This window comes from Aeromicrobium yanjiei (assembly GCF_009649075.1).
Lineage (GTDB): Bacteria > Actinomycetota > Actinomycetes > Propionibacteriales > Nocardioidaceae > Aeromicrobium > Aeromicrobium yanjiei.
This window is the reverse complement of record NZ_CP045737.1, coordinates 1540708-1558062: the sequence shown is the minus strand read 5'-3', so window position 1 is coordinate 1558062 and position 17355 is coordinate 1540708. Positions and strand designations below refer to the sequence as shown.

Sequence of the window (17355 nt, the reverse complement as noted above, 5' to 3'; positions counted from 1 at the left end):
GACAGGTATGTCATGACGATCCCCACCCCCACCCCCCAGGACAAGTTCTCCTTCGGTCTCTGGACCGTCGCCTACGGCGGACGCGATCCGTTCGGCGAGCCGACCCGCGCCGAGATGGACCCGGTCTACGCGCTGGAGAACCTCGCGCGCATCGGCGCGTACGGCGTCAACTTCCACGACGACGACCTGATCCCGTTCGGCACCGACGACGCCGGCCGCGAAGCCATCATCAAGCGCTGGAAGAAGGGCCTGGACGACACCGGCCTGGTCGTCACCACGGCGACGACCAACCTGTTCACGCACCCGGTCTTCAAGGACGGCGGGTTCACCTCCAACGACCGCGACGTCCGCCGGTTCGCGATCCGCAAGGTCATGCGCAACATCGACCTGGCCGCCGAGCTCGGCGCCAAGGTGTACGTCGCCTGGGGCGGCCGCGAGGGTGCCGAGTCCGGCGCCGCGAAGGACATCGCTGCCGCGCTGGACCGCTACCGCGAGGCGTTCAACGTCCTCGGCGAGTTCGTGCACGACAAGGGCTACGACATGAAGTTCGCGATCGAGCCCAAGCCCAACGAGCCCCGCGGCGACATCCTGCTGCCGACGATCGGGCACGCGCTCGCGTTCATCAACACCCTCGACCGCCCCGAGAACGTGGGCGTCAACCCCGAGATCGGGCACGAGGAGATGGCCGGCCTCAACGCGGCGCACGGCTACGCGCAGGCCCTCTGGCAGGGCAAGCTCTTCCACATCGATCTCAACGGCCAGACCGGCCCGCGCTACGACCAGGACTTCCGCTTCGGCGCCGGCAACGTCCGTGGCGCGTTCTGGGTCGTCGACACGATCCTGGCCGGTGGCTACGACGGACCCGTGCACTTCGACTTCAAGACGCCCCGCACCGAGGACGACAACGGCGTCTGGGCGGCGGCGGCCGGCTGCATGACGAACTACCTGATCCTGCGCGACAAGGTGCAGGCGTTCCGCGCCGATCCCGAGGTGCAGGCCGCACTCGAGGCCGCCAAGGTGGCCGAGCTGTCGGTGCCGACCCTGTCCGTGGGCGAGAGCTGGGCCGACCTGGAGCGGGCCGAGATGGCCGATCCCGAGCAGCTGGCTGCGCGCGGTGCGGCGTTCGAGCACCTCGACCAGCTCGCCCTGGAGCACCTCTACGGAGTGCGCGGCGCGTGAGTCCGACCGGTGCGCCGGCCGGCACCGAGCAGGTGCGCAGGCAGAACACGGGCCTCGTCCTGCGCTCGTTGCGGGCCGAGGGGCCTGCCACGCGCACGGAGCTGGCTCGGCGCACCGGACTCGCCAAGGCCACCGTCGGCACGATCGTCGGTGAGCTGGCGGCCGTAGGGGCCGTGACGGAGGACGTCACGGCTCCTACGGCGTCCGGGCGCGGTCGGCCCGGCAAGCCCGTGACCCTGACCGGCGAGTCGATCCTCGGGCTCGGGCTCGAGGTCAACGTCGACTACGTCGCAGCGGTGGCCATCGATCTCGCGGGGCGCGTCAAGGTCGTCGAGACCCGGCCCGTCGCGACCGCGGGGCAGCCGCCCAGCACGACCGAGCTCGTGGAGCTCGCGACCGACGTGCGTACGTCCCTGATGGACAGCGGCCACACCGTCGTCCGCGCGACCGTCGCGGTGCCGGGGCTCGTCGCCCACGACAACCGGACGGTGTCGTGGGCCCCCAACCTCGGGTGGGGCGGGCGCGAGCTCGCTGCAGAGCTGGAGGGCGCGTTCGGCCACGCCTGCCCCACCACGATCGACAACGATGCGAACTGCGCGGCCCTCGCGGAGGCCTCGCACGGCGTCGCGAGGGACGTGCAGAACTCGCTCTACCTGACCGGCACGATCGGCATCGGCGCCGGCATCGTGCAGCGCGGCCAGCTGTTGCGCGGCGGCTCCGGCTTCGCCGGCGAGGTCGGCCACATGCCGATCGGCGACCCCGAAGCCGTCTGCGGCTGCGGCCGCCTCGGCTGCTGGGAGGCCTCGGTCGGTTTGCGAGCCATGCTCGCCGCGGTCGGCATGGACGAGCACGCCACTCCCCTGCAGACCGCCACCGCCGTCGCCGACCGGGCCGCCACCGACGAGGCCGTCCGCGCGGCCCTCGAGGATCTCGGCCATCATCTCGGCCGCGGGCTCGCCACCCTCGCCGCCGTCCTCGACCCCGCCGTCATCGTGCTCGGCGGCTACTTCGTCCCCCTGGGCGAGTACGTCGTCCCAGCCGCCGGCGCCGTCCTGGCCGAACGCATCCCGTCTGCCGACATCCACCTCCCCGAGATCCGCCTCAGCACCCTCGGCATCCACGCCGCCGCGCTGGGCGCGGCGGAGGACGCGCTCGCGGACGTGTTCACGGGCGCCGTCTCGCTCTGACCTGAGCCTTCGCCCGGGTGACGTGGTGCAGGGCGGATTACCGCAAGAGATGTCGCGGCTGGTTGCGACGATGAGGGAAACCGGTTGCCGGAGCTGCCGCAAACCCTCATATTCCGTCGCGTAGCCGACTGAAGATGAGGGGTAACGGTTGCTGGGGCTGCCTCAAGCCCTCATCGTGGATGTCCTCCGACAGGGGCCGTGAGCAAGTGCTGCGTCGCCGTCAGCCGTTGATGCCGACCCGTCGCACCAGCAGTGTCGCGTCGCCGATCTCGACGGTCTTCCCGTCGCGCTCGACAACGCGCGGACGTTCCTCGACCACCACTGGCTCGAAGCTGTCGACGAGGGCGGGCAGCAGGTCCTCGGCGTGCCACATGGCGCGGTGCTGTTCGGCGCTGTGCTGTGCGAAGGTCTCCGACGGGGCGTGCCCGACGACGAGCAGATGTCCCCCCGGCGCGACCGCCGCGGCAAGGCGACGTACGACGTCGACCATCGAGCCGCCGGGGTGCAGGAAGTGAGTGGTCACGAGATCGAACCGGCGACTCCCGGCGTCGAACGTGCGAGCGTCGACCTGCCACCAATCGATCCGGTCTGCCACGCCAGCCTCCTCCGCGTGCCGGGCGGCACGGGCCAGTCCCTCAGCTGAGAAGTCGGCGCCGGTGACGCTCCATCCCTGCTGCGCCAGCCAGATGACGTCGCCACCCTCGCCGCAGCCCAGGTCCAGCGCAGTGCCGGGCGTCAGTGTGCTCACCTCCGCGACGAGCTGCGGGTTGGGCTGGCCGCTCCAGATCTTCTCGGACCCGGAGTACCGCTGGTCCCAGCCGGGCTGTTCGAAGTAGTCCGGGGCGTCCTGCGGCCGGTCATCGTGAGCGTGTGAGTCGGTCATCGTCCCAGAATGGCGCCGCTTTCGGACACGCGGCAAATTTTCTTGCCGTTGTGGCAAAGTTGTCGCATGACCGACCCCCCGGACGACACGAGTCGCGTCCTCGACGGCGTTGGCCCGCGTCTGCGGGCTCTGCGTACCGCTCGCGGGGCGACTCTCGCTGATCTCTCTGCCGACACGGGCATCTCGACGAGCACGCTCTCGCGACTCGAGTCCGGGCAGCGAAAGCCGACCCTCGAGCTCCTGTTGGCTCTGTCTCGGGTGCACCAGGTGCCGCTCGACGAGCTCGTCGATGCGCCCGAGACGGGCGATCCCCGGGTGCGCGCGAAGCCGATCGTCCGCCACGGGCGGACCTTCATTCCCCTGACGCGTCGACCTGGCGGAGTGCAGGCCTTCAAGATCGTCATCCCCCCGCACGACCCGCCGGAGCCGTACCGACCTCAGGTCCACGAAGGGTACGAGTGGATATACGTGCTCTCAGGTCGACTGCACCTCGTCCTGGATCGACGCGAGATCAACCTTGGTCCGGGCGAGGTCGTGGAGTTCGACACCCGCACGCCCCATGTCGTCGCCAACCGTGGCGACATCCCCGCCGAGGTGATCGGCCTTTTCGGCCCCCAAGGCGAACGCATGCACGTCCGCTCCGGACAGTGAGCAATCCGCCGATCGCATGAGGGTCGGCGTCTAGGGGAGGTCCGTGATTTTCTCGGCATCATCGCCGGTCCATTCGTCGGCATCGCGGCCGGTGCAGCCTTGATCGCAGTCACGGCCACACGCTTGCGGGCGTCTGGTCACGAAGTCGGTGGCTCTGCTCGACCGAGCGACCCCACGCGGTGCCGGCGAGGATGAGGGCGATGCCGCAATAGCCGGCCGGGGCCAAGCTGTCGTGGGCGATCGAGATGCCGATGAGGGCTGCCCAGATGGGCTCGGTGCCAAGCAGCAGGCTGACCCTGGACGGCGACGTCCGCCGAACTGCCCAGATCTGGACGAAGAAGGCGAAGACCGTGCATGCGAGCACGAGGTAGAGCAAAAGCATGGCCTGTACGAGGTCGAGCTGAGCGACGTACTGCGGGATCGAGTCGCCGTGAAGCACCGAACCCACCGAGAAGACTGCCGCGCACGTGGCCAGCTGCACCGTCGTGAGGTGCAACGTGTCCATCGGCCGTTCAGTCCTGCGCTTGGGCATCGAGGTGACGTGGACGGCGCGGACGACTGCGGCTCCGAGGATCAGCAGGTCGCCGAGGTTCGGTGGGCGGAGTGCACCGTTTCCGGCGAGAAGTGCGACCCCCACGACGGCGGTCGTGGCGGCAAGCATGAACGTGCACGGCAACCGGCGTCCGGAGACCACTGAGTCGAGGATCGGGGTGAACACGATCGTCAGGCTGATGATCAGTCCGGCGTTCGTCGCCGAGGTGTGAGCGATCCCAAAGGTCTCCAAGGCAAACACGCCGGCCAGCAGCGCTCCGAGGACGACGCCTACACGCAGCTCGGCTGCGGTCACGCGACGGCGCCGGACCGCCACGATCGTCCCCATGACGGTGGCGGCGAGGAGCATCCGCAGGGCCAGCAGGGACATCACGGAGCTCGGGGTCACCAATTCCTTGGCTACGAGATACGTCGATCCCCACGAGGCGGCGACCAGGAAGAGCAGCAGGTCGACGCGGAAACGAGAGACAAGGAGGGGCACCAGATCATCGTGTTGCCGATTGACAGGTTAGACAAGACAGTGATTATGTGCGCGATGGTTTAGTTTGGACTGATGGAACTGGGTCAACTTCGAGCCTTGAGGGAGCTGGGCGACCGGGGCAGCATCGCCGCGGTGGCCACAGCCATGCACGTCAGCCCGTCATCGATCTCGCAACAGATCAGCGCGCTTCAACGCCGCTCCCCCGTTCCGCTGACCTACCGGGACGGCCGACGGACCGCGCTCACCGACGCCGGACGTGCCCTCGCGGCGGCGGCGATCGACGTGGAGGTGGCGCTCGAGCGCGCTGAACAAGCGGTGGCACGGTTCCAGGACGATCGCTCGGGCACTGTGTCAGTGGCGGCCTTCCACAGCGCGGGCCTCGCGTTCTTCGCACCGCTGATGTTGGCGTCGAATGGCCCCGACCAGCCAGACGTCAGGGTGAGCGACTTCGACGTGGCCCAGGAGGACTTCCCCTCGCTCACGATCGATCACGACCTGGTCCTCGCGCATCGACTCGTCGGCTCCCCGGCGTGGCCGACATCGGTGCGTGCCGAACCGCTCCTGTTCGAACCTTTGGACATCGTCGTGCGTCGCGACCACCGCCTGGCAGCGAAGTCCGCGATCGAGCCATCGGATCTCGGCGCTGAGACATGGGTCGCGGTGCACGAGGGGTTCCCCCTGGAACAGGCCATCAGCGTGATCGCGGGCGTCGGCGGCAACGAGGCACGCATCGTGCACCGGATCAACGAATTCCAGGTGGCCGCCTCGGTGGCGTCCGCCAGCGGCTGCATCGCGCTCATGCCTCGCTACACCAGTGACCTCAGCGGCCATCCGGACCTGGTGCTCCGCCCGATGGCCGACCCTGGCCTGGGCCGACACATCGACTGCCTCGCCCGAGCGGAGACGCTCGAGCGCGCCACGGTGAAGGCCGTCCTGGCAGAGGTGAAGACCATCGCGACGTCCCTCACGCAGCGCGTGACACGGCGAAGTTGAAGGTCGGGGTCCCCAGCGCCCGTGCGGTCGCGAAGAACAGTGGCGCGAGATGCTCGGTCGCGAGCGCAGTCTCGACGCCTCCGAGGTCGAGGACGCTCTCCTCGGGCCATCCCAGGTCACCCAGCAGCAGGCGCACCACGCTCTTGGCCTTGCTGTCGTCCCCGCTGACGAACACCGAGGCCGCCGCAAGAGAACTCATCGGATCGACCATGATCGTGAAGTTCATCGTGTTGAGGGTCTTGACGACCCGCGCTCGGGGAAAGCGCGCCTGTACCCGTTGCGCGACGCTGTCGCCGGGATAAGCCATCGCCATCTCGGCGGTGAAGGCTGCCGAGGGGTCCAGCACGACCTTGTCGCCCAGCACGTCGGCGCCGCCCGCGTCGAGTGCGGCGACGACGTCGGTGCCGGGCAGCGCGGTGATCACGACGTCAGCCCACTCGACGGCGTCCCGATGGGAGCGCGTCCCGGCCACGTCGGACGGGTTCCGCGAGCCGTAGAGCACCTCGTGCCCGGTCGACGCCAGCTTGGTGCCGAGCGCCGAGCCGACCTTGCCCGTTCCCAGAACGGCGACCCTCATGACGTTCCGCGTCGTCGTCACCACGGCACCTCGCCGTCGTCCTCGAAGAATCGGCCGGTCGGTCCGTCGTCGGGGAGGGTCGCGAGTCGGATCGCCGTCGCCGCGCCCTGCGCAGGAGTCCGGACGCCCCGGAAGCCGTTGAGGTCTGTCGCGACGAATCCGGGGCAGGCCGCATTGATCAGGATGCCGCTGCCGGCCAGCTCGCGGACGTACTGGAGCATCACGGCATTGAGGAACGTCTTCGACGGCGAGTACGCCACCGCGACGGGGCCCGTGATCGTGTCGCCGCCGGGGCCTGACTGACGGGCGAGCGATCCGACGCTGCTCGACATGTTGACGATCCGCGGTGACGTGGACTCACGCAGCAGCGGCAGCATGGCGTTGGTGACCCGGATGACTCCGAGGACGTTGGTGTCCACCACCGCGCGGATGATGTCCAGGTCCACCGAGGTCGGCTCCTGGGGCCCGCCGCCGGTGATGCCGGCGTTGTTGACCAGCGCGTCCAGACCACCGCCCCGGCTCTTGATCAGCTCGGCCGCGGCCGAGACGCTGGCGTCGTCGGTGACGTCCAACGGGACCGCGAAGGCGTCGACGCCGGTCGCGCGCAGTCGCGCAACCGCCTCGTCCCGCCGCGTCTGGTCCCGCGCGCCCACTCCGACGCTCCAGCCCAGCGCTCCCAGTCCCGCTGCGATCTCGAATCCGATGCCCTTGTTCGCCCCGGTGACCAGGGCGGTCTTGTTCTCATTCATGCCTCCAGCGTGCGGGGACCGCAGCCGGAGGGCCAACACCGTCTGAGTCATCACCGATACCGCCCGGGTATGGATGATTGCTACCCTGCGGCATGGAGACTCGAGAGCTGCGGTACTTCGTGGCGGTGGCCGAAGAGCTGCACTTCGGGCGCGCGGCGCAACGGCTCGGCATGGCTCAACCGCCGCTGTCGCGGGCGATCAGCCAGCTGGAACGGCGCCTCGGCGCCGTGCTGTTGCTGCGCGACAGCCGATCGGTGACCCTGACCCCCGCCGGCGAAGTCCTCCTGCACGAAAGCCGTGTCGCACTGGACGCTGTGGAGGCCGCCGAGCAGAGAACGCGCAGGGCAGCCCGCTCGCCCGACGACGCCCCCAGCATCGTGTTGGCCACCAAGGCGGGAGCCTCCAGCGAGCTCCTCGCCAAGCTGCTGCACGCATACGGCATCGAACCGGGATCGGTCCGGGTCCAGATCGAGCTCTGCGCGCCTGGCGAGCAGGTGCAGCTCCTGCGGACCGGCCGCGCCGACGTGGCGATCCTCCACCGGCCGTTCGACGACGTGTCCGGCTTCGACGTCGAGGAGCTGTTGACCGAGGGGCAGGTCGCGGTCCTCCCGACAGCTCACGCCCTGAGCGCCCGCACCGGCCTGAGCATGAGCGAGCTGACCGAGCTGTCGGATCTGCCTCTCCCGCGCTGGCCAGGATCGGACGGCGCCTACCCCGACGGACCTGGGCCCGAGGTCCAGAGCCACTCGCAGCTCCTGCAGCTGATCTCGCTGGGACGGACTCTCATGCTGGCTCCCGACTCGTGCCGTTCCCAGCTGCACGACGACCTGGTCGCGGTCCCGGTCGTCGACGCGCCCGGGGTCACGACCGTCATCGCCTGGCCCCCCGGCAGCCGGTCCCAAGCCGTGGCAGACCTCGTCCGGGTCGCGCTGCGGCTCTGAGTGTTCTCGCGTTCGGCCTTCCAACGCGACGGCGTTGAGTGGTAACGTCCCGGGCATCTTCCTAATAGGAATAGTGCGAACGACGGGAGCGTCCGGATGAGACCACTTCGATACTCGATCAACGTCACGATCGACGGCTGCTGCCATCACGAGGCAGGCCTGCCACCTGATGAGGAGTCGATGGGCTACTGGACCGCCGAGATCGAGCGCGCCGACGCTCTCCTGTTCGGCCGGGTGACCTACGAGATGATGGAGTCGGCCTGGCGGAAGCCGGCTTCGGGCGTGTGGCCCGACTGGGTGGAGGACTGGCAGCGCCCGTTTGCCGAGACCCTCGACCGGGCGAAGAAGTACGTCGTGTCGAGCACGATGGACGCGGCGGACTGGAATGCCGAGCTGATACGAGGCGACCTGGGACGGGCGGTCCAGCGGCTCAAGCACGAGTCGGGCAACGGCCTGTGGGTGGGTGGCGTGACGCTCCCCTTGGCGTTGGCAGACCTGGGACTGATCGACGAGTACGAGTTCCTCGTGCAGCCGGTGCTCGCCGGGCACGGACCGACGTTGCTCGCGGGCCTGCACGAGCGCATCCAGCTTGAGCTCGTGGACCGCGAAGAACTGAAGTCGGGGGCCATCGCCGTGCGCTACCGACCCACGCGAAGCGCGGACTGACGCGAGCCCCGGAGATCTCACCGCGTCGCGAAGTACGTCTGCAGTCGTCGCTGCCGGTGCTTGAAGAATTCGTCGACCACCCGGGCGAGAAGAGCGTCCAGCCCCGGGATGGGCAGCCTCGGCTGAAGAGTCACCCGATCATGCACGCGCGTGCCGCCGGCAACGGGAGTCAAGGTCCGCTCGTGCTCCCAGCGGCGCATGCTCATCATGGTCGATCGCTCCAGGAACCGGACCCCGGTCTCGAGGTCAACCACGGTCAGGTGATCGAAGTCGAATGGGATGAGGCCGAACAGCCGCAACCAAGCGCGGCCGACCGGCCGACCGAGCGGAATGGTCTCCACGGTCAACCCGGCCGCTCGACGCGGAAGACTCATTGTCATCCATGGCCGCATCTCGTGGTTGATGCCATCTGGATGGACCACGCGGTCCCAGACGACCGCTGTAGTCGCCGAGACCTCGACGTGGTTCTCGACGATCCTTGCTGCCACGCGACGATCCTTGCGCATCAGCTCCGGCCACGTCCAGAACCGCCGATCACGGCGTGGCGGCCCTTTGCACGGGGGACGAACATTGATGTCCACAACGTCGAAACGGTCTGCGGTCGCGGCCGAAGGGAGTGTCAGTGGCGACGTCTAGGTTTGAGGTATGGCCACGACGACAGCTCCGACGACGCAGGCGCTGTCGGACGCTGTCCGGCGCCAGGCCATGGCCGAGGCGCACACCATCCAGACCATGCTGGACTACCGGGACGCCGAGATGGCACGCACTGCGCAGATTGAGTCGTCTCTGCGGCGCAAGATCGAGCGGTCGGCGATCGCGTTGACCATCGGTGAGGCCACCGGCATGTCGGAGGCGCAGATCCACCTGCGGCTGTCGATCGCCGACCGCGTGCGCGAGAAAACACCCCTCGTGTGGGAGGCATTCGTCGACGGGCTCATCGACTACTCCCGGGTCCGCGACATCAGCGCGACGATCGAGAAGCTGCACCATCCCGAGTCGATCGCCCGCCTCGAGAGTCGGGTCATCGGCTACGCGACCAGCCACACCGGCACCGAGCTGCGGCAATGGTTGCGGCGCTTCGTGCAACGGGTGGAGGCTGATCTGGCTACCGAACGCGCCGACACCGAACGAACCCAGCGGCGCGTGACTGTCACCCACGGGGACGACTCGATGTCCTGGCTCAACGCCTACCTGCCCTCCCACCAGGCAGCGGCCATCGAAGCGCGCCTGCACAAAGACGCGCGCAAGCCGGCTGCCCCGGACGATGACCGCACCGTGGCCCAGCGTGAGGCCGACCTGCTGGTCGCCTGGTGCACCAGCTCCGAGGCCGTCACCTCAGCCGTAGACGCGAACATCGCGGTCACCGTCGCGGCAGACGTCCTCGCCGGGGCTGCACCCGGTTTCGCAGAGTCAACCGACGGCTGCTGGGCCGTTCCCGCCCGCTGGATCGGCGAAGTAGTTGCGACCGGGAGCACATTTTGGCATCGCATCGTCGTGGATCCGGTCACCGACGACGTCCTGGCCCACGAATATGTAGGCCGGTTCGCACCCGACATCCTCGCGGTTGCCCTGCAGTTCCTGCACGGCGTCTGCCAAGCACCCGGGTGCATGGTGCCCTCGGAACGGTGCGATCTCGACCACCGGATACCGCACCCGGTCGGTCCGACAACGGGCGACAACATGGGACCGCTGTGCCGAAGACACCACAACCTCAAGGGCCACGGCCTGCTGCACTGGTCGACCAGCCCGCCGAGACCGCCGTCCGAACCGATCGTGATAGAGCTCTACCCACCCGCTCCCCCCATCGCGATCGAGTACGTCGCCGCCTGACGCATGCCGCCGCCGAGCGGGTGGAACCGCGCCTAGTTCTGCGCCAGGATCTGCTGCCCGGTGACCAGCGGGTAGGTGGAGAGGTCGGTGCCGTCGAGGTCGACGTTATGCATGTCGACTGATGTGATCTGGCTGTTCTCGTAGGTCGTGTAGTAGTAGATGCCCTTGTCGGTGTTGCAACACGACGAGTAGATCGTGATCTCGTACTTGTCCCCGACCTCCACGCAGCCCCGCTGCTGCGCGACGGAGCCGAGGATGTGGAAGAACTGACTGATGGCCTCGGACTCGGACTCACCAGAGACCGAGTTCACCGCGGTGAACGCCGCCTTGACGAACCGGGACATCGAGGAGAGGTCGCCGGGCAGACCGACGGCACCCAGTCCCCTGCTGTAGGTGTCGAGCTGCAGCGTCTTGGAGAAGTGGTTCTCCGGCTGCGCGGTCGACATGCTCGCGTAGTTGTTGAGATTGAACAGCTGGATGTCGAACGTCGGGTTGTTGGTCAGCAGGCCCACCGGGTTGTCGTAGACCCGCAGCCCGTCCTTGACCGACTCCACCGTGATCGACTCCTCGCGGTCGGAGATGATCCAGTGCAGCGGTGACAGGGGGAACTCAGCGCTGAACGGGATGTCGACCAGCACCATCTCCTGCAAGGCCTCGCGCGCCTGGGAGACGGTCTCGAGCTGGCCGAGGATCCAAGGGATGAACTCGAACGGCGTGATGTTGTTCCTGCCCGGCGTCTCGGGCTTGTAGTCGGCGTTGCCGGGGAAGTTGAGCCCCGCCATGCTCAGGCCCTTCTCGTTGGTCGCGTCGTAGTAGAGCGGGTAGCCGTCGGCCACCGTCGTCATGCCGATCAGCGCGTGGTGAGTCGTCACGTCGTCCACGGTGCGGAACGGGAGCGGGAAGTTGCGCGGGGTGATGGTGACCGACTCGTGATAGGAGAACTCCAGGTCCAGGTTGCGCCCGAAGTAGTGATCCTTGGCGACATAGTTCGTTGCAGTGCACACGGGGCGACCTCCACTGTTGTGTCCGGCATGGGCTGGTGCCGACGCTAGGAGAGGTCATCGGATCCTGGACAGGGGACTTCGGCACTGTCAGGCAGGTGCCGTCCCGGGACGGATGAGCCCGCTCTGGTACGCGGCGACCACCAGCTGAGCCCGATCCCGTGCGCCCACCTTCATCATGGCCCGGTTCACATGGGTCTTGGCCGTGAACGGTGAGACGAACAGACGCTCGGCGATGTCGTCGTTGGTGAGGCCGTGGGCGACCAGGGCGACCACTTCGCGCTCCCGGTCGGTCAGCGCCGGCAGGAGCGTCGAGTCCAGCCCCGCCGCCGCGCCCGTGACCTCCGGCCTGGCGTAGCGGCTGATCAGGGCCCGGGTCGCCTTGGGCGACAGCAGGGCGTCGCCGGCAGCGAGGGTCCGGATCGCCTGCACCAGGTCTTCCGGGTCGACGCTCTTGCCCAGGAACCCGCTGGCTCCTGCCTCGACCGCCTCGAGAACGTACTCGTCGAGCTCGAAGGTGGTCAGGATGAGGACGCGGACCCCGGCCAGGTCCTCGTCGGCGCAGATGAGACGCGTCGCCCCGACACCGTCCAGCTCGGGCATGCGGATGTCCATGACGACCACGTCCGCCCGGGTCTCACGGACCAGGTCCACCGCCTCCCGCCCGTTGACGGCCTCCCCCACGACACACAGGTCGGAAGCGGCGTCGATCAGCGATCGGAAGCCCGCCCGGATCAGCCCCTGGTCGTCCGCGATGACCACACGGATGCTCACGTGTGCACTCCCTCTCGGTCAGGCAGCCGGACCGACACCTCGAACCGTCCACTGGGACCGTGCCCAGCCACCATCTGACCACCGACCGCAGCGACGCGCTCGCGCATCCCGATGAGGCCGAAGCCAGCGCCTGCGGAGTGATCGTCGGCCTCGCGGTCGCCGACGGGGTTGGTCACCTCGAGCTCGACGCCGGTCGACTCGTAGCAAATACTCATGGTGGCCGGTCCTGTCCCGTGCTTGTGGGCGTTGGTGAGCGCTTCCTGGAGCACCCGATAGGCCACGAGATCGGCTCCCCCGGCGATCGCGCGGGGGCTGCCGGACACCGACTGCCGGATGCTCATGCCCGCGGCCTGGAAGGACGCGATGAGGGGCTGGATCTGGTCGAGACCGGGCGCGGGCGAGTGCGGGTCCACCTCCTCGTCCTGTTGACGCAGGACGTTCAGGACGTCGCCCAGCTCGTCGAGGATCGCCCTCCCCGCGTCTCGCACGTGCTCGATCGCCGTCAGCGCTGCCGGCGGGTCGGCCAGCACGAGATGACGTGCCACCGACGCCTGCACGTTCACGATCGCGACCCGGTGGGCGATGACGTCGTGCAGCTCGCGAGCAATGCGGAGCCGCTCCTCGGCGACACGCCGCGCAGCCTCCTGCTCGCGGGTGCGCTCGGCTCGCTCGGCGCGTTCCTCGACCGCCTCGACGTAGGCACGACGCGCGCGCACCGTCATGCCCACCGCGGCCGCGACCGCGAACGAGGAGACGTGCTGGAACGCCTGCGGGTCCGGCGGCCACGGGGTGGTCGCCAGCGCGACGGCCGTTCCCACGCCCAGGACCGAGCCCGCGAAGCCCAGCACCGTGGCGATCCAGCCGCTCGCGGCGGCGAACGAGTACAACGCGACGAACGGCACGAAGGAGATCGTCGACGGCCCCCCGTCCAGGAGGATGACCACCGCGGCGCCTCCCACGGTGCCGACCAGCACGGCGGTCGGGTGACGCCGGCGGAAGGCCAGCCCGGCACAGGTCAGGATGGCGACGACGGCGGCAGCACCGGACAGCGGAGAGGCGTCCGCGCGGCCCGAGTCGGGCACGAGGACCACGATCGGCATGAGCGCCACCGCCATCAGCACATCGAACGCCACAGGGTGCGCCTGATGGAGCACGCGCACGTCGCTGAGGCTGGGCATGCGCACAGCCTACGAAGCGCGGCGGCCCGTGGCGTCGGATTGCTGCAGTACGTGCCGCGTACTGCGATCGCAGTACCTGACCCGTCTGCGCGCCTTGGCCTGCTGCGTCTGCGGCAGGCGTAGGTGTCTGCGCCAGCACGACGACCGGGCGACCTCGAGCGACGAGGCTCTTTATCGACGCCGGAAACACCGGCGACGAGAGGGAAACATCATGATCGAGCTTCAGCACCTGACCAAGCAGTACGGCTCCAAGACGGTGGTGGACGACCTGACCATCACCGTGAGACCCGGGGTGGTCACCGGCTTCCTCGGCCCCAACGGGGCAGGCAAGTCGACCACCATGAGGATGCTGGTCGGGCTGGAGGAGCCGACGAGTGGGACCGCCACCGTGAACGGCCGCCCGTACCGCGAGCACTCCATGCCGCTCGGTGAGCTCGGCGTCCTGCTGGACGCCGGCGCCACCCATCCTGGACGTTCGGCCCGCGACCACCTCCTGGCCCAGGCCCAGACGCACGGACTGCCGGCCCGCCGAGTCGACGAGATGCTCGAGCTGGTCGGGCTCGCCGAGGTCGCCAAGAAGCGGGTGGGCGGGTTCTCCCTCGGCATGGGACAACGCCTCGGGATCGCCGGCGCCCTCCTCGGGGACCCGCAGACGGTGATGCTGGACGAACCGGTCAACGGACTCGACCCCGAGGGCATCCGCTGGATCCGCGAGCTGCTGCGCGAGCTCGCCGCGGAGGGCCGCACGGTGTTCGTCTCGTCCCACCTGATGACCGAGATGGCCATGACGGCCGAGCACCTCGTGATCATCGGCCGCGGCAAGCTGATCGCGGACCTGCCGGTGGCCGAGCTCATGAGCAGGTCCGTCCGCAGCGTCCGGGTCCGCAGCCCTCAGGCGGCACTGCTGCAGCCGCTGCTCACCGGCGACGGCGTCACCGTGACGACCGAGGCGGACGGAACGCTCGACGTCATCGGCCTCACCCCCGAGCAGATCGGCGCCCGGGCCAGCGAGGCGTCAATCCCCGTGCACGAGCTGAGCAGCAACCAGGCCTCGCTCGAAGAGGCGTTCATGGAGCTCACCCGAGACTCCGTCGAGTACAGCGGCGAGACCACCACCGTCCCCTCCACCGACAAGAAGGCCTTCTCATGAGCATCTCCACCGATCCCCGCCACATCACGATGCGCGGAGTGATGCGCTCGGAATGGACCAAGATCCGTTCAGTGCGCAGCAACATGGTCACGCTGGCCGCGGCAGCAGCGGCGCTGCTGTTCATCGGCCTGATCTTCTCCGCGATGGTCGGCGGGGTGGTGGGCAGCACCCAGACGGACGTCGAGGGCGACACCGCCGGCGCAGCCCTGGCCGGGGTCCAGATCGCCCAGCTGATCATCGGCGTGCTCGGCGTCCTCGTCATCACCAGCGAGTACAGCACCGGGCTGATCCGGACCACCCTGACGTCAGTGCCGTCCCGGTTGCCCGTGTTCGGGGCCAAGGTCGCGATCCTGGCCGTCACCACGATGGTCGCGCTCGGTGCGAGCGCCTTCATCGCGTTCTTCGCCGGACAGGCCCTGATCGACAGCGGCGGCATCGACACCGTGTCGTTGGGTGATCCCGGCGTCCTTCGGGCTGTCGTCGGTGCCGGCGCCTTCCTGACCGGCACCGCCCTGATGGGCCTCGCGATCGGCACGCTGCTGCGCAGCACGGCAGGGGCGATCTCGGTCCTGTTCGGGGTCATCTTCCTGCTGCCGGCGCTGGGCACGATCATGCTCCCGGCAGGCTCACGGGATCAGGTCCTGCAGTATCTGCCGTCCATCGCCGGCAGCTCGTTCACCTCGGTGGCACCGGAGTCGTCCATCCTCAGCCCCGCCGTCGGCGCGGCCGTCTTCGCAGCCTGGATCGTCGTCCCCCTCCTCGGGGCCGCCGTCGCCTTCAAGCGCCGCGCCGCGTGACCGTGTCATCCATCCGAGCGCCCGCCCGCTGTCTCTCTGAGGCCGCGGGCGGGCCTGGTTCAAAAGCCCATGTCGAAGCCGCCGCCGTCGCCACCGCCGCCGAAGAAGTCGCCCCCGCCACCATCGCCACCGCCACCGCCATCATCGCCACCGCCACCGCCATCACCGTCGCCGCCGCCGAAGCCGTCGCCGAAGCCCCCGAACATCATGCCGCCCATGAACATCCACGTCATCGGGCCGAAGGCGCCGAAATAGCCCGCGGCATAGGGCTCGTACGCGCGTCCGCCCTGCCAGTAGGGCACCCGCTGCGCCCCGACCATGACCTTGCGGACATCAGGATCTGCACCGGCGCGGACCCGCTCGGCATCCAGTGCGCAGGCAGGCACCTCCCGCTCGACCCCGTCCGGCGGCACGTAGGGAACGTCGGCCACCGAGAGCCCGTGACGCGGGTCGAAGAAGCACGGTGGCCGCCTGGTCGGCAGCGACTCGCCGACCACTCGGGCGCGTACGCACGCGATGGCGTATCGACCGTCCTCCACGATCTCGGTCACGTGCCGGATGTCGTCGGGCTCGGTGATGGAGTCGCCGGCGATCTTCGCCGATTCGTAGGCGTCGAGTGCTCGCAGGTAGTCAGCGTTCGCGCCCGCGTCGAGCTCATGACCGGTCATGTCCAGGTCGAGCTGTTGCAGGTCCTCGCCGAACGCCGTGATGTCCTCGAAGGCCAGCTTCCTCACCGGCGCGAGCTCGTCCTCGCGTCGGGTCAGCTCGCGTTCCTTCCTGCGGCGACCCGCCACGAGCGCGACAGCTCCCAGCGCCGCGATCACCAGCACCAGCACGAGCAGATCCATGAACGGATTCTATGTCCGTGGGGAAAAATGGCTTGTTGGATCGCGCCCGCCACCACGCGGTGATCGCGAACCAGTCTCCACTTGACAAGATCTCCTACGTCAGCACATGCTGACAGATGTGAAGACGTCAACGGGAGCCGACGATGGCGGTGTGGTGGGCGAGCTGGCCGCCGTCGCCGAGGCCAAGAGCGTACTGAGCAGGCGCGAAGAGGTCGCCGTTCGCAGGGCGCGGAATCTGGGTCTCAGCTGGGCCGAGATCGGAACCCTCCTCGGCGTGACGCGACAGACGATCCATCGCAAGTATCGGAACGTGGGCTGACGAGGCCCGCTCAAGGACGACGCTCGACCCGCGCTCCGGCTCGGATCGCGCGAGGGATCTCGGCGATCTCGTCGACCACCTCGTTCAGGCGCGCCACGTCCTCGGTGGACGACGGCGAGTCGACGGTGACCGCGTACTGGATGCCGGTGGATCGCCACTCGTCATCGAAGCCCCCGTCGACCTCGACGGCGACGCCGTCCACCGCGACGTCGAGACGTCTCGCCTCTCGGTACGTGTCGTTCAGGACGCAGAGCGCCACCGACAGGTGCAGCAGGTGGGCACCGTTGGCCGCCGGGGCGATGACGACGCCTTCGTCGGTCCAGGAGTGGTGAAGCACGACCCCGTCTGACGGGCGAAGGCTGCCGGCCGCGGCACGTACGCCGAGCGGAGACAGGTCCATCTCGTGATTGTGCACCTTCGGCGGGGGCCCCGTCGCTCGGCGACGCCGGACGGTGGTCCATACTGACGAACTGGTCAGGCTCGACAGAGGCTGGCTTCGCGGACGTGGTGTAGTTGCAGCACGCTTCCCTTCCAGGGAATGAGTCGAGGTTCAAATCCTCGCGTCCGCTCCACAGCTGGGGCCACGGGCCTAGGCTCTC

The 17355-nt window shown here is 68.7% G+C and carries 20 protein-coding genes and 1 tRNA gene; 11 read left to right on the top strand and 10 right to left on the bottom strand.

Going from position 1 to position 17355, the window contains the following annotated elements; translation table 11 throughout:
- The first annotated feature begins 12 nt into the window (after positions 1–12).
- Together xylA and GEV26_RS07725 are read left to right on the top strand one after the other, a co-directional pair.
- Positions 13–1179, top strand: a complete 1167-nt coding sequence (gene xylA, locus GEV26_RS07730; protein ID WP_153652532.1) for a xylose isomerase — start codon at positions 13–15, stop codon at positions 1177–1179.
- Positions 1176–2366 carry an ROK family transcriptional regulator gene (locus GEV26_RS07725; RefSeq protein ID WP_194839997.1) on the top strand — a complete coding sequence of 397 codons (1191 nt, stop codon included), beginning with the start codon at positions 1176–1178 and terminating at the stop codon, positions 2364–2366. Before xylA ends, GEV26_RS07725 begins: the two co-directional genes overlap by 4 nt.
- Positions 2367–2586: 220 nt before the next feature.
- Here GEV26_RS07725 and GEV26_RS07720 read toward each other — a convergent pair whose 3' ends face one another.
- Positions 2587–3249 (bottom strand): class I SAM-dependent methyltransferase, encoded by a 663-nt coding sequence (locus tag GEV26_RS07720; protein WP_153652530.1) that lies wholly within the window; start codon positions 3247–3249, stop codon positions 2587–2589.
- A gap of 66 nt (positions 3250–3315) precedes the next feature.
- Between GEV26_RS07720 and GEV26_RS07715 the strand changes: the two genes are divergently transcribed.
- A complete protein-coding gene (locus GEV26_RS07715) occupies positions 3316–3900 on the top strand; it encodes a helix-turn-helix domain-containing protein (RefSeq protein WP_153652529.1) in 585 nt (194 codons plus the stop codon).
- A gap of 109 nt (positions 3901–4009) precedes the next feature.
- Here the strand turns inward: GEV26_RS07715 and GEV26_RS07710 are convergent, their stop codons facing one another.
- On the bottom strand, positions 4010–4933 hold the full coding sequence (locus tag GEV26_RS07710; protein WP_208431038.1) for a DMT family transporter: 924 nt from the start codon (positions 4931–4933) through the stop codon (positions 4010–4012).
- A gap of 72 nt (positions 4934–5005) precedes the next feature.
- On the opposite strand from GEV26_RS07710, the gene GEV26_RS07705 reads away from it, so the two are divergent.
- Positions 5006–5926: a LysR family transcriptional regulator substrate-binding protein gene (locus GEV26_RS07705; protein WP_153652528.1), complete on the top strand. Its 921-nt coding sequence runs from the start codon at positions 5006–5008 to the stop codon at positions 5924–5926.
- Here GEV26_RS07705 and GEV26_RS07700 read toward each other — a convergent pair.
- A complete protein-coding gene (locus GEV26_RS07700; RefSeq protein ID WP_153652527.1) occupies positions 5898–6503 on the bottom strand; it encodes an NADPH-dependent F420 reductase in 606 nt (201 codons plus the stop codon). The genes GEV26_RS07705 and GEV26_RS07700 overlap by 29 nt on opposite strands.
- Positions 6504–6520: 17 nt before the next feature.
- A complete protein-coding gene (locus GEV26_RS07695; protein ID WP_153652526.1) occupies positions 6521–7252 on the bottom strand; it encodes an SDR family oxidoreductase in 732 nt (243 codons plus the stop codon).
- A 92-nt stretch (positions 7253–7344) separates the two neighbouring features.
- On the opposite strand from GEV26_RS07695, the gene GEV26_RS07690 reads away from it, so the two are divergent.
- Positions 7345–8193 (top strand): LysR family transcriptional regulator, encoded by an 849-nt coding sequence (locus tag GEV26_RS07690; protein ID WP_153652525.1) that lies wholly within the window; start codon positions 7345–7347, stop codon positions 8191–8193.
- A 96-nt stretch (positions 8194–8289) separates the two neighbouring features.
- Positions 8290–8859: a dihydrofolate reductase family protein gene (locus GEV26_RS07685; protein WP_153652524.1), complete on the top strand. Its 570-nt coding sequence runs from the start codon at positions 8290–8292 to the stop codon at positions 8857–8859.
- Between the two features lie 17 nt (positions 8860–8876).
- Here GEV26_RS07685 and GEV26_RS07680 read toward each other — a convergent pair whose 3' ends face one another.
- Positions 8877–9347, bottom strand: a complete 471-nt coding sequence (locus GEV26_RS07680; RefSeq protein ID WP_208431037.1) for an SRPBCC family protein — start codon at positions 9345–9347, stop codon at positions 8877–8879.
- Between the two features lie 157 nt (positions 9348–9504).
- On the opposite strand from GEV26_RS07680, the gene GEV26_RS07675 reads away from it, so the two are divergent.
- Positions 9505–10689, top strand: a complete 1185-nt coding sequence (locus GEV26_RS07675) for an HNH endonuclease signature motif containing protein (protein WP_153652523.1) — start codon at positions 9505–9507, stop codon at positions 10687–10689.
- 32 nt (positions 10690–10721) lie between these two features.
- Here the strand turns inward: GEV26_RS07675 and bsh are convergent, their stop codons facing one another.
- From bsh to GEV26_RS07660, 3 genes are all read right to left on the bottom strand, one after another.
- Positions 10722–11693, bottom strand: a complete 972-nt coding sequence (bsh, locus tag GEV26_RS07670; protein WP_153652522.1) for a choloylglycine hydrolase — start codon at positions 11691–11693, stop codon at positions 10722–10724.
- A gap of 87 nt (positions 11694–11780) precedes the next feature.
- Positions 11781–12464 carry a response regulator transcription factor gene (locus tag GEV26_RS07665; RefSeq protein ID WP_153652521.1) on the bottom strand — a complete coding sequence of 228 codons (684 nt, stop codon included), beginning with the start codon at positions 12462–12464 and terminating at the stop codon, positions 11781–11783.
- On the bottom strand, positions 12461–13642 hold the full coding sequence (locus GEV26_RS07660) for a sensor histidine kinase (protein ID WP_153652520.1): 1182 nt from the start codon (positions 13640–13642) through the stop codon (positions 12461–12463). The genes GEV26_RS07665 and GEV26_RS07660 overlap by 4 nt, the downstream gene beginning before the upstream one ends.
- A gap of 211 nt (positions 13643–13853) precedes the next feature.
- On the opposite strand from GEV26_RS07660, the gene GEV26_RS07655 reads away from it, so the two are divergent.
- The gene (locus tag GEV26_RS07655; RefSeq protein WP_153652519.1) at positions 13854–14792 is read left to right on the top strand and encodes an ABC transporter ATP-binding protein; all 939 of its coding nucleotides are present in this window, start codon (positions 13854–13856) and stop codon (positions 14790–14792) included.
- Entirely contained in the window at positions 14789–15589 is an 801-nt protein-coding gene (locus GEV26_RS07650) for an ABC-2 transporter permease (RefSeq protein ID WP_153652518.1), read from the top strand. Before GEV26_RS07655 ends, GEV26_RS07650 begins: the two co-directional genes overlap by 4 nt.
- Positions 15590–15648: 59 nt before the next feature.
- On the opposite strand, the gene GEV26_RS07645 is transcribed toward GEV26_RS07650, so the two are convergent.
- Positions 15649–16437 (bottom strand): hypothetical protein, encoded by a 789-nt coding sequence (locus GEV26_RS07645; protein WP_194839996.1) that lies wholly within the window; start codon positions 16435–16437, stop codon positions 15649–15651.
- Positions 16438–16555: 118 nt separating this feature from the next.
- Between GEV26_RS07645 and GEV26_RS07640 the strand changes: the two genes are divergently transcribed.
- The gene (locus GEV26_RS07640; protein ID WP_243839018.1) at positions 16556–16756 is read left to right on the top strand and encodes a sigma factor-like helix-turn-helix DNA-binding protein; all 201 of its coding nucleotides are present in this window, start codon (positions 16556–16558) and stop codon (positions 16754–16756) included.
- Between the two features lie 10 nt (positions 16757–16766).
- On the opposite strand, the gene GEV26_RS07635 is transcribed toward GEV26_RS07640, so the two are convergent.
- The gene (locus tag GEV26_RS07635) at positions 16767–17156 is read right to left on the bottom strand and encodes an OsmC family protein (RefSeq protein WP_153652516.1); all 390 of its coding nucleotides are present in this window, start codon (positions 17154–17156) and stop codon (positions 16767–16769) included.
- Positions 17157–17254: 98 nt separating this feature from the next.
- Between GEV26_RS07635 and GEV26_RS07630 the strand changes: the two genes are divergently transcribed.
- Positions 17255–17328 (top strand) — tRNA-Gly (locus GEV26_RS07630).
- Positions 17329–17355 lie beyond the last annotated feature (27 nt).

Excerpts from the sequence above, each read along its gene's own strand:
- GEV26_RS07705 (WP_153652528.1), top strand. The coding sequence starts at position 5,006 with ATGGAACTGGGTCAACTTCGAGCCTTGAGGGAGCTGGGCGACCGGGGC.
- GEV26_RS07675 (WP_153652523.1), top strand. The coding sequence starts at position 9,505 with ATGGCCACGACGACAGCTCCGACGACGCAGGCGCTGTCGGACGCTGTC.
- GEV26_RS07695 (WP_153652526.1), bottom strand. The coding sequence starts at position 7,252 with ATGAATGAGAACAAGACCGCCCTGGTCACCGGGGCGAACAAGGGCATC.
- GEV26_RS07645 (WP_194839996.1), bottom strand. The coding sequence starts at position 16,437 with ATGGATCTGCTCGTGCTGGTGCTGGTGATCGCGGCGCTGGGAGCTGTC.
- GEV26_RS07685 (WP_153652524.1), top strand. The coding sequence starts at position 8,290 with ATGAGACCACTTCGATACTCGATCAACGTCACGATCGACGGCTGCTGC.
- xylA (WP_153652532.1), top strand. The coding sequence starts at position 13 with ATGACGATCCCCACCCCCACCCCCCAGGACAAGTTCTCCTTCGGTCTC.
- GEV26_RS07700 (WP_153652527.1), bottom strand. The coding sequence starts at position 6,503 with ATGAGGGTCGCCGTTCTGGGAACGGGCAAGGTCGGCTCGGCGCTCGGC.
- GEV26_RS07635 (WP_153652516.1), bottom strand. The coding sequence starts at position 17,156 with ATGGACCTGTCTCCGCTCGGCGTACGTGCCGCGGCCGGCAGCCTTCGC.
- GEV26_RS07715 (WP_153652529.1), top strand. The coding sequence starts at position 3,316 with ATGACCGACCCCCCGGACGACACGAGTCGCGTCCTCGACGGCGTTGGC.
- GEV26_RS07650 (WP_153652518.1), top strand. The coding sequence starts at position 14,789 with ATGAGCATCTCCACCGATCCCCGCCACATCACGATGCGCGGAGTGATG.
- GEV26_RS07655 (WP_153652519.1), top strand. The coding sequence starts at position 13,854 with ATGATCGAGCTTCAGCACCTGACCAAGCAGTACGGCTCCAAGACGGTG.
- GEV26_RS07720 (WP_153652530.1), bottom strand. The coding sequence starts at position 3,249 with ATGACCGACTCACACGCTCACGATGACCGGCCGCAGGACGCCCCGGAC.
- GEV26_RS07660 (WP_153652520.1), bottom strand. The coding sequence starts at position 13,642 with ATGCCCAGCCTCAGCGACGTGCGCGTGCTCCATCAGGCGCACCCTGTG.
- GEV26_RS07690 (WP_153652525.1), top strand. The coding sequence starts at position 7,345 with ATGGAGACTCGAGAGCTGCGGTACTTCGTGGCGGTGGCCGAAGAGCTG.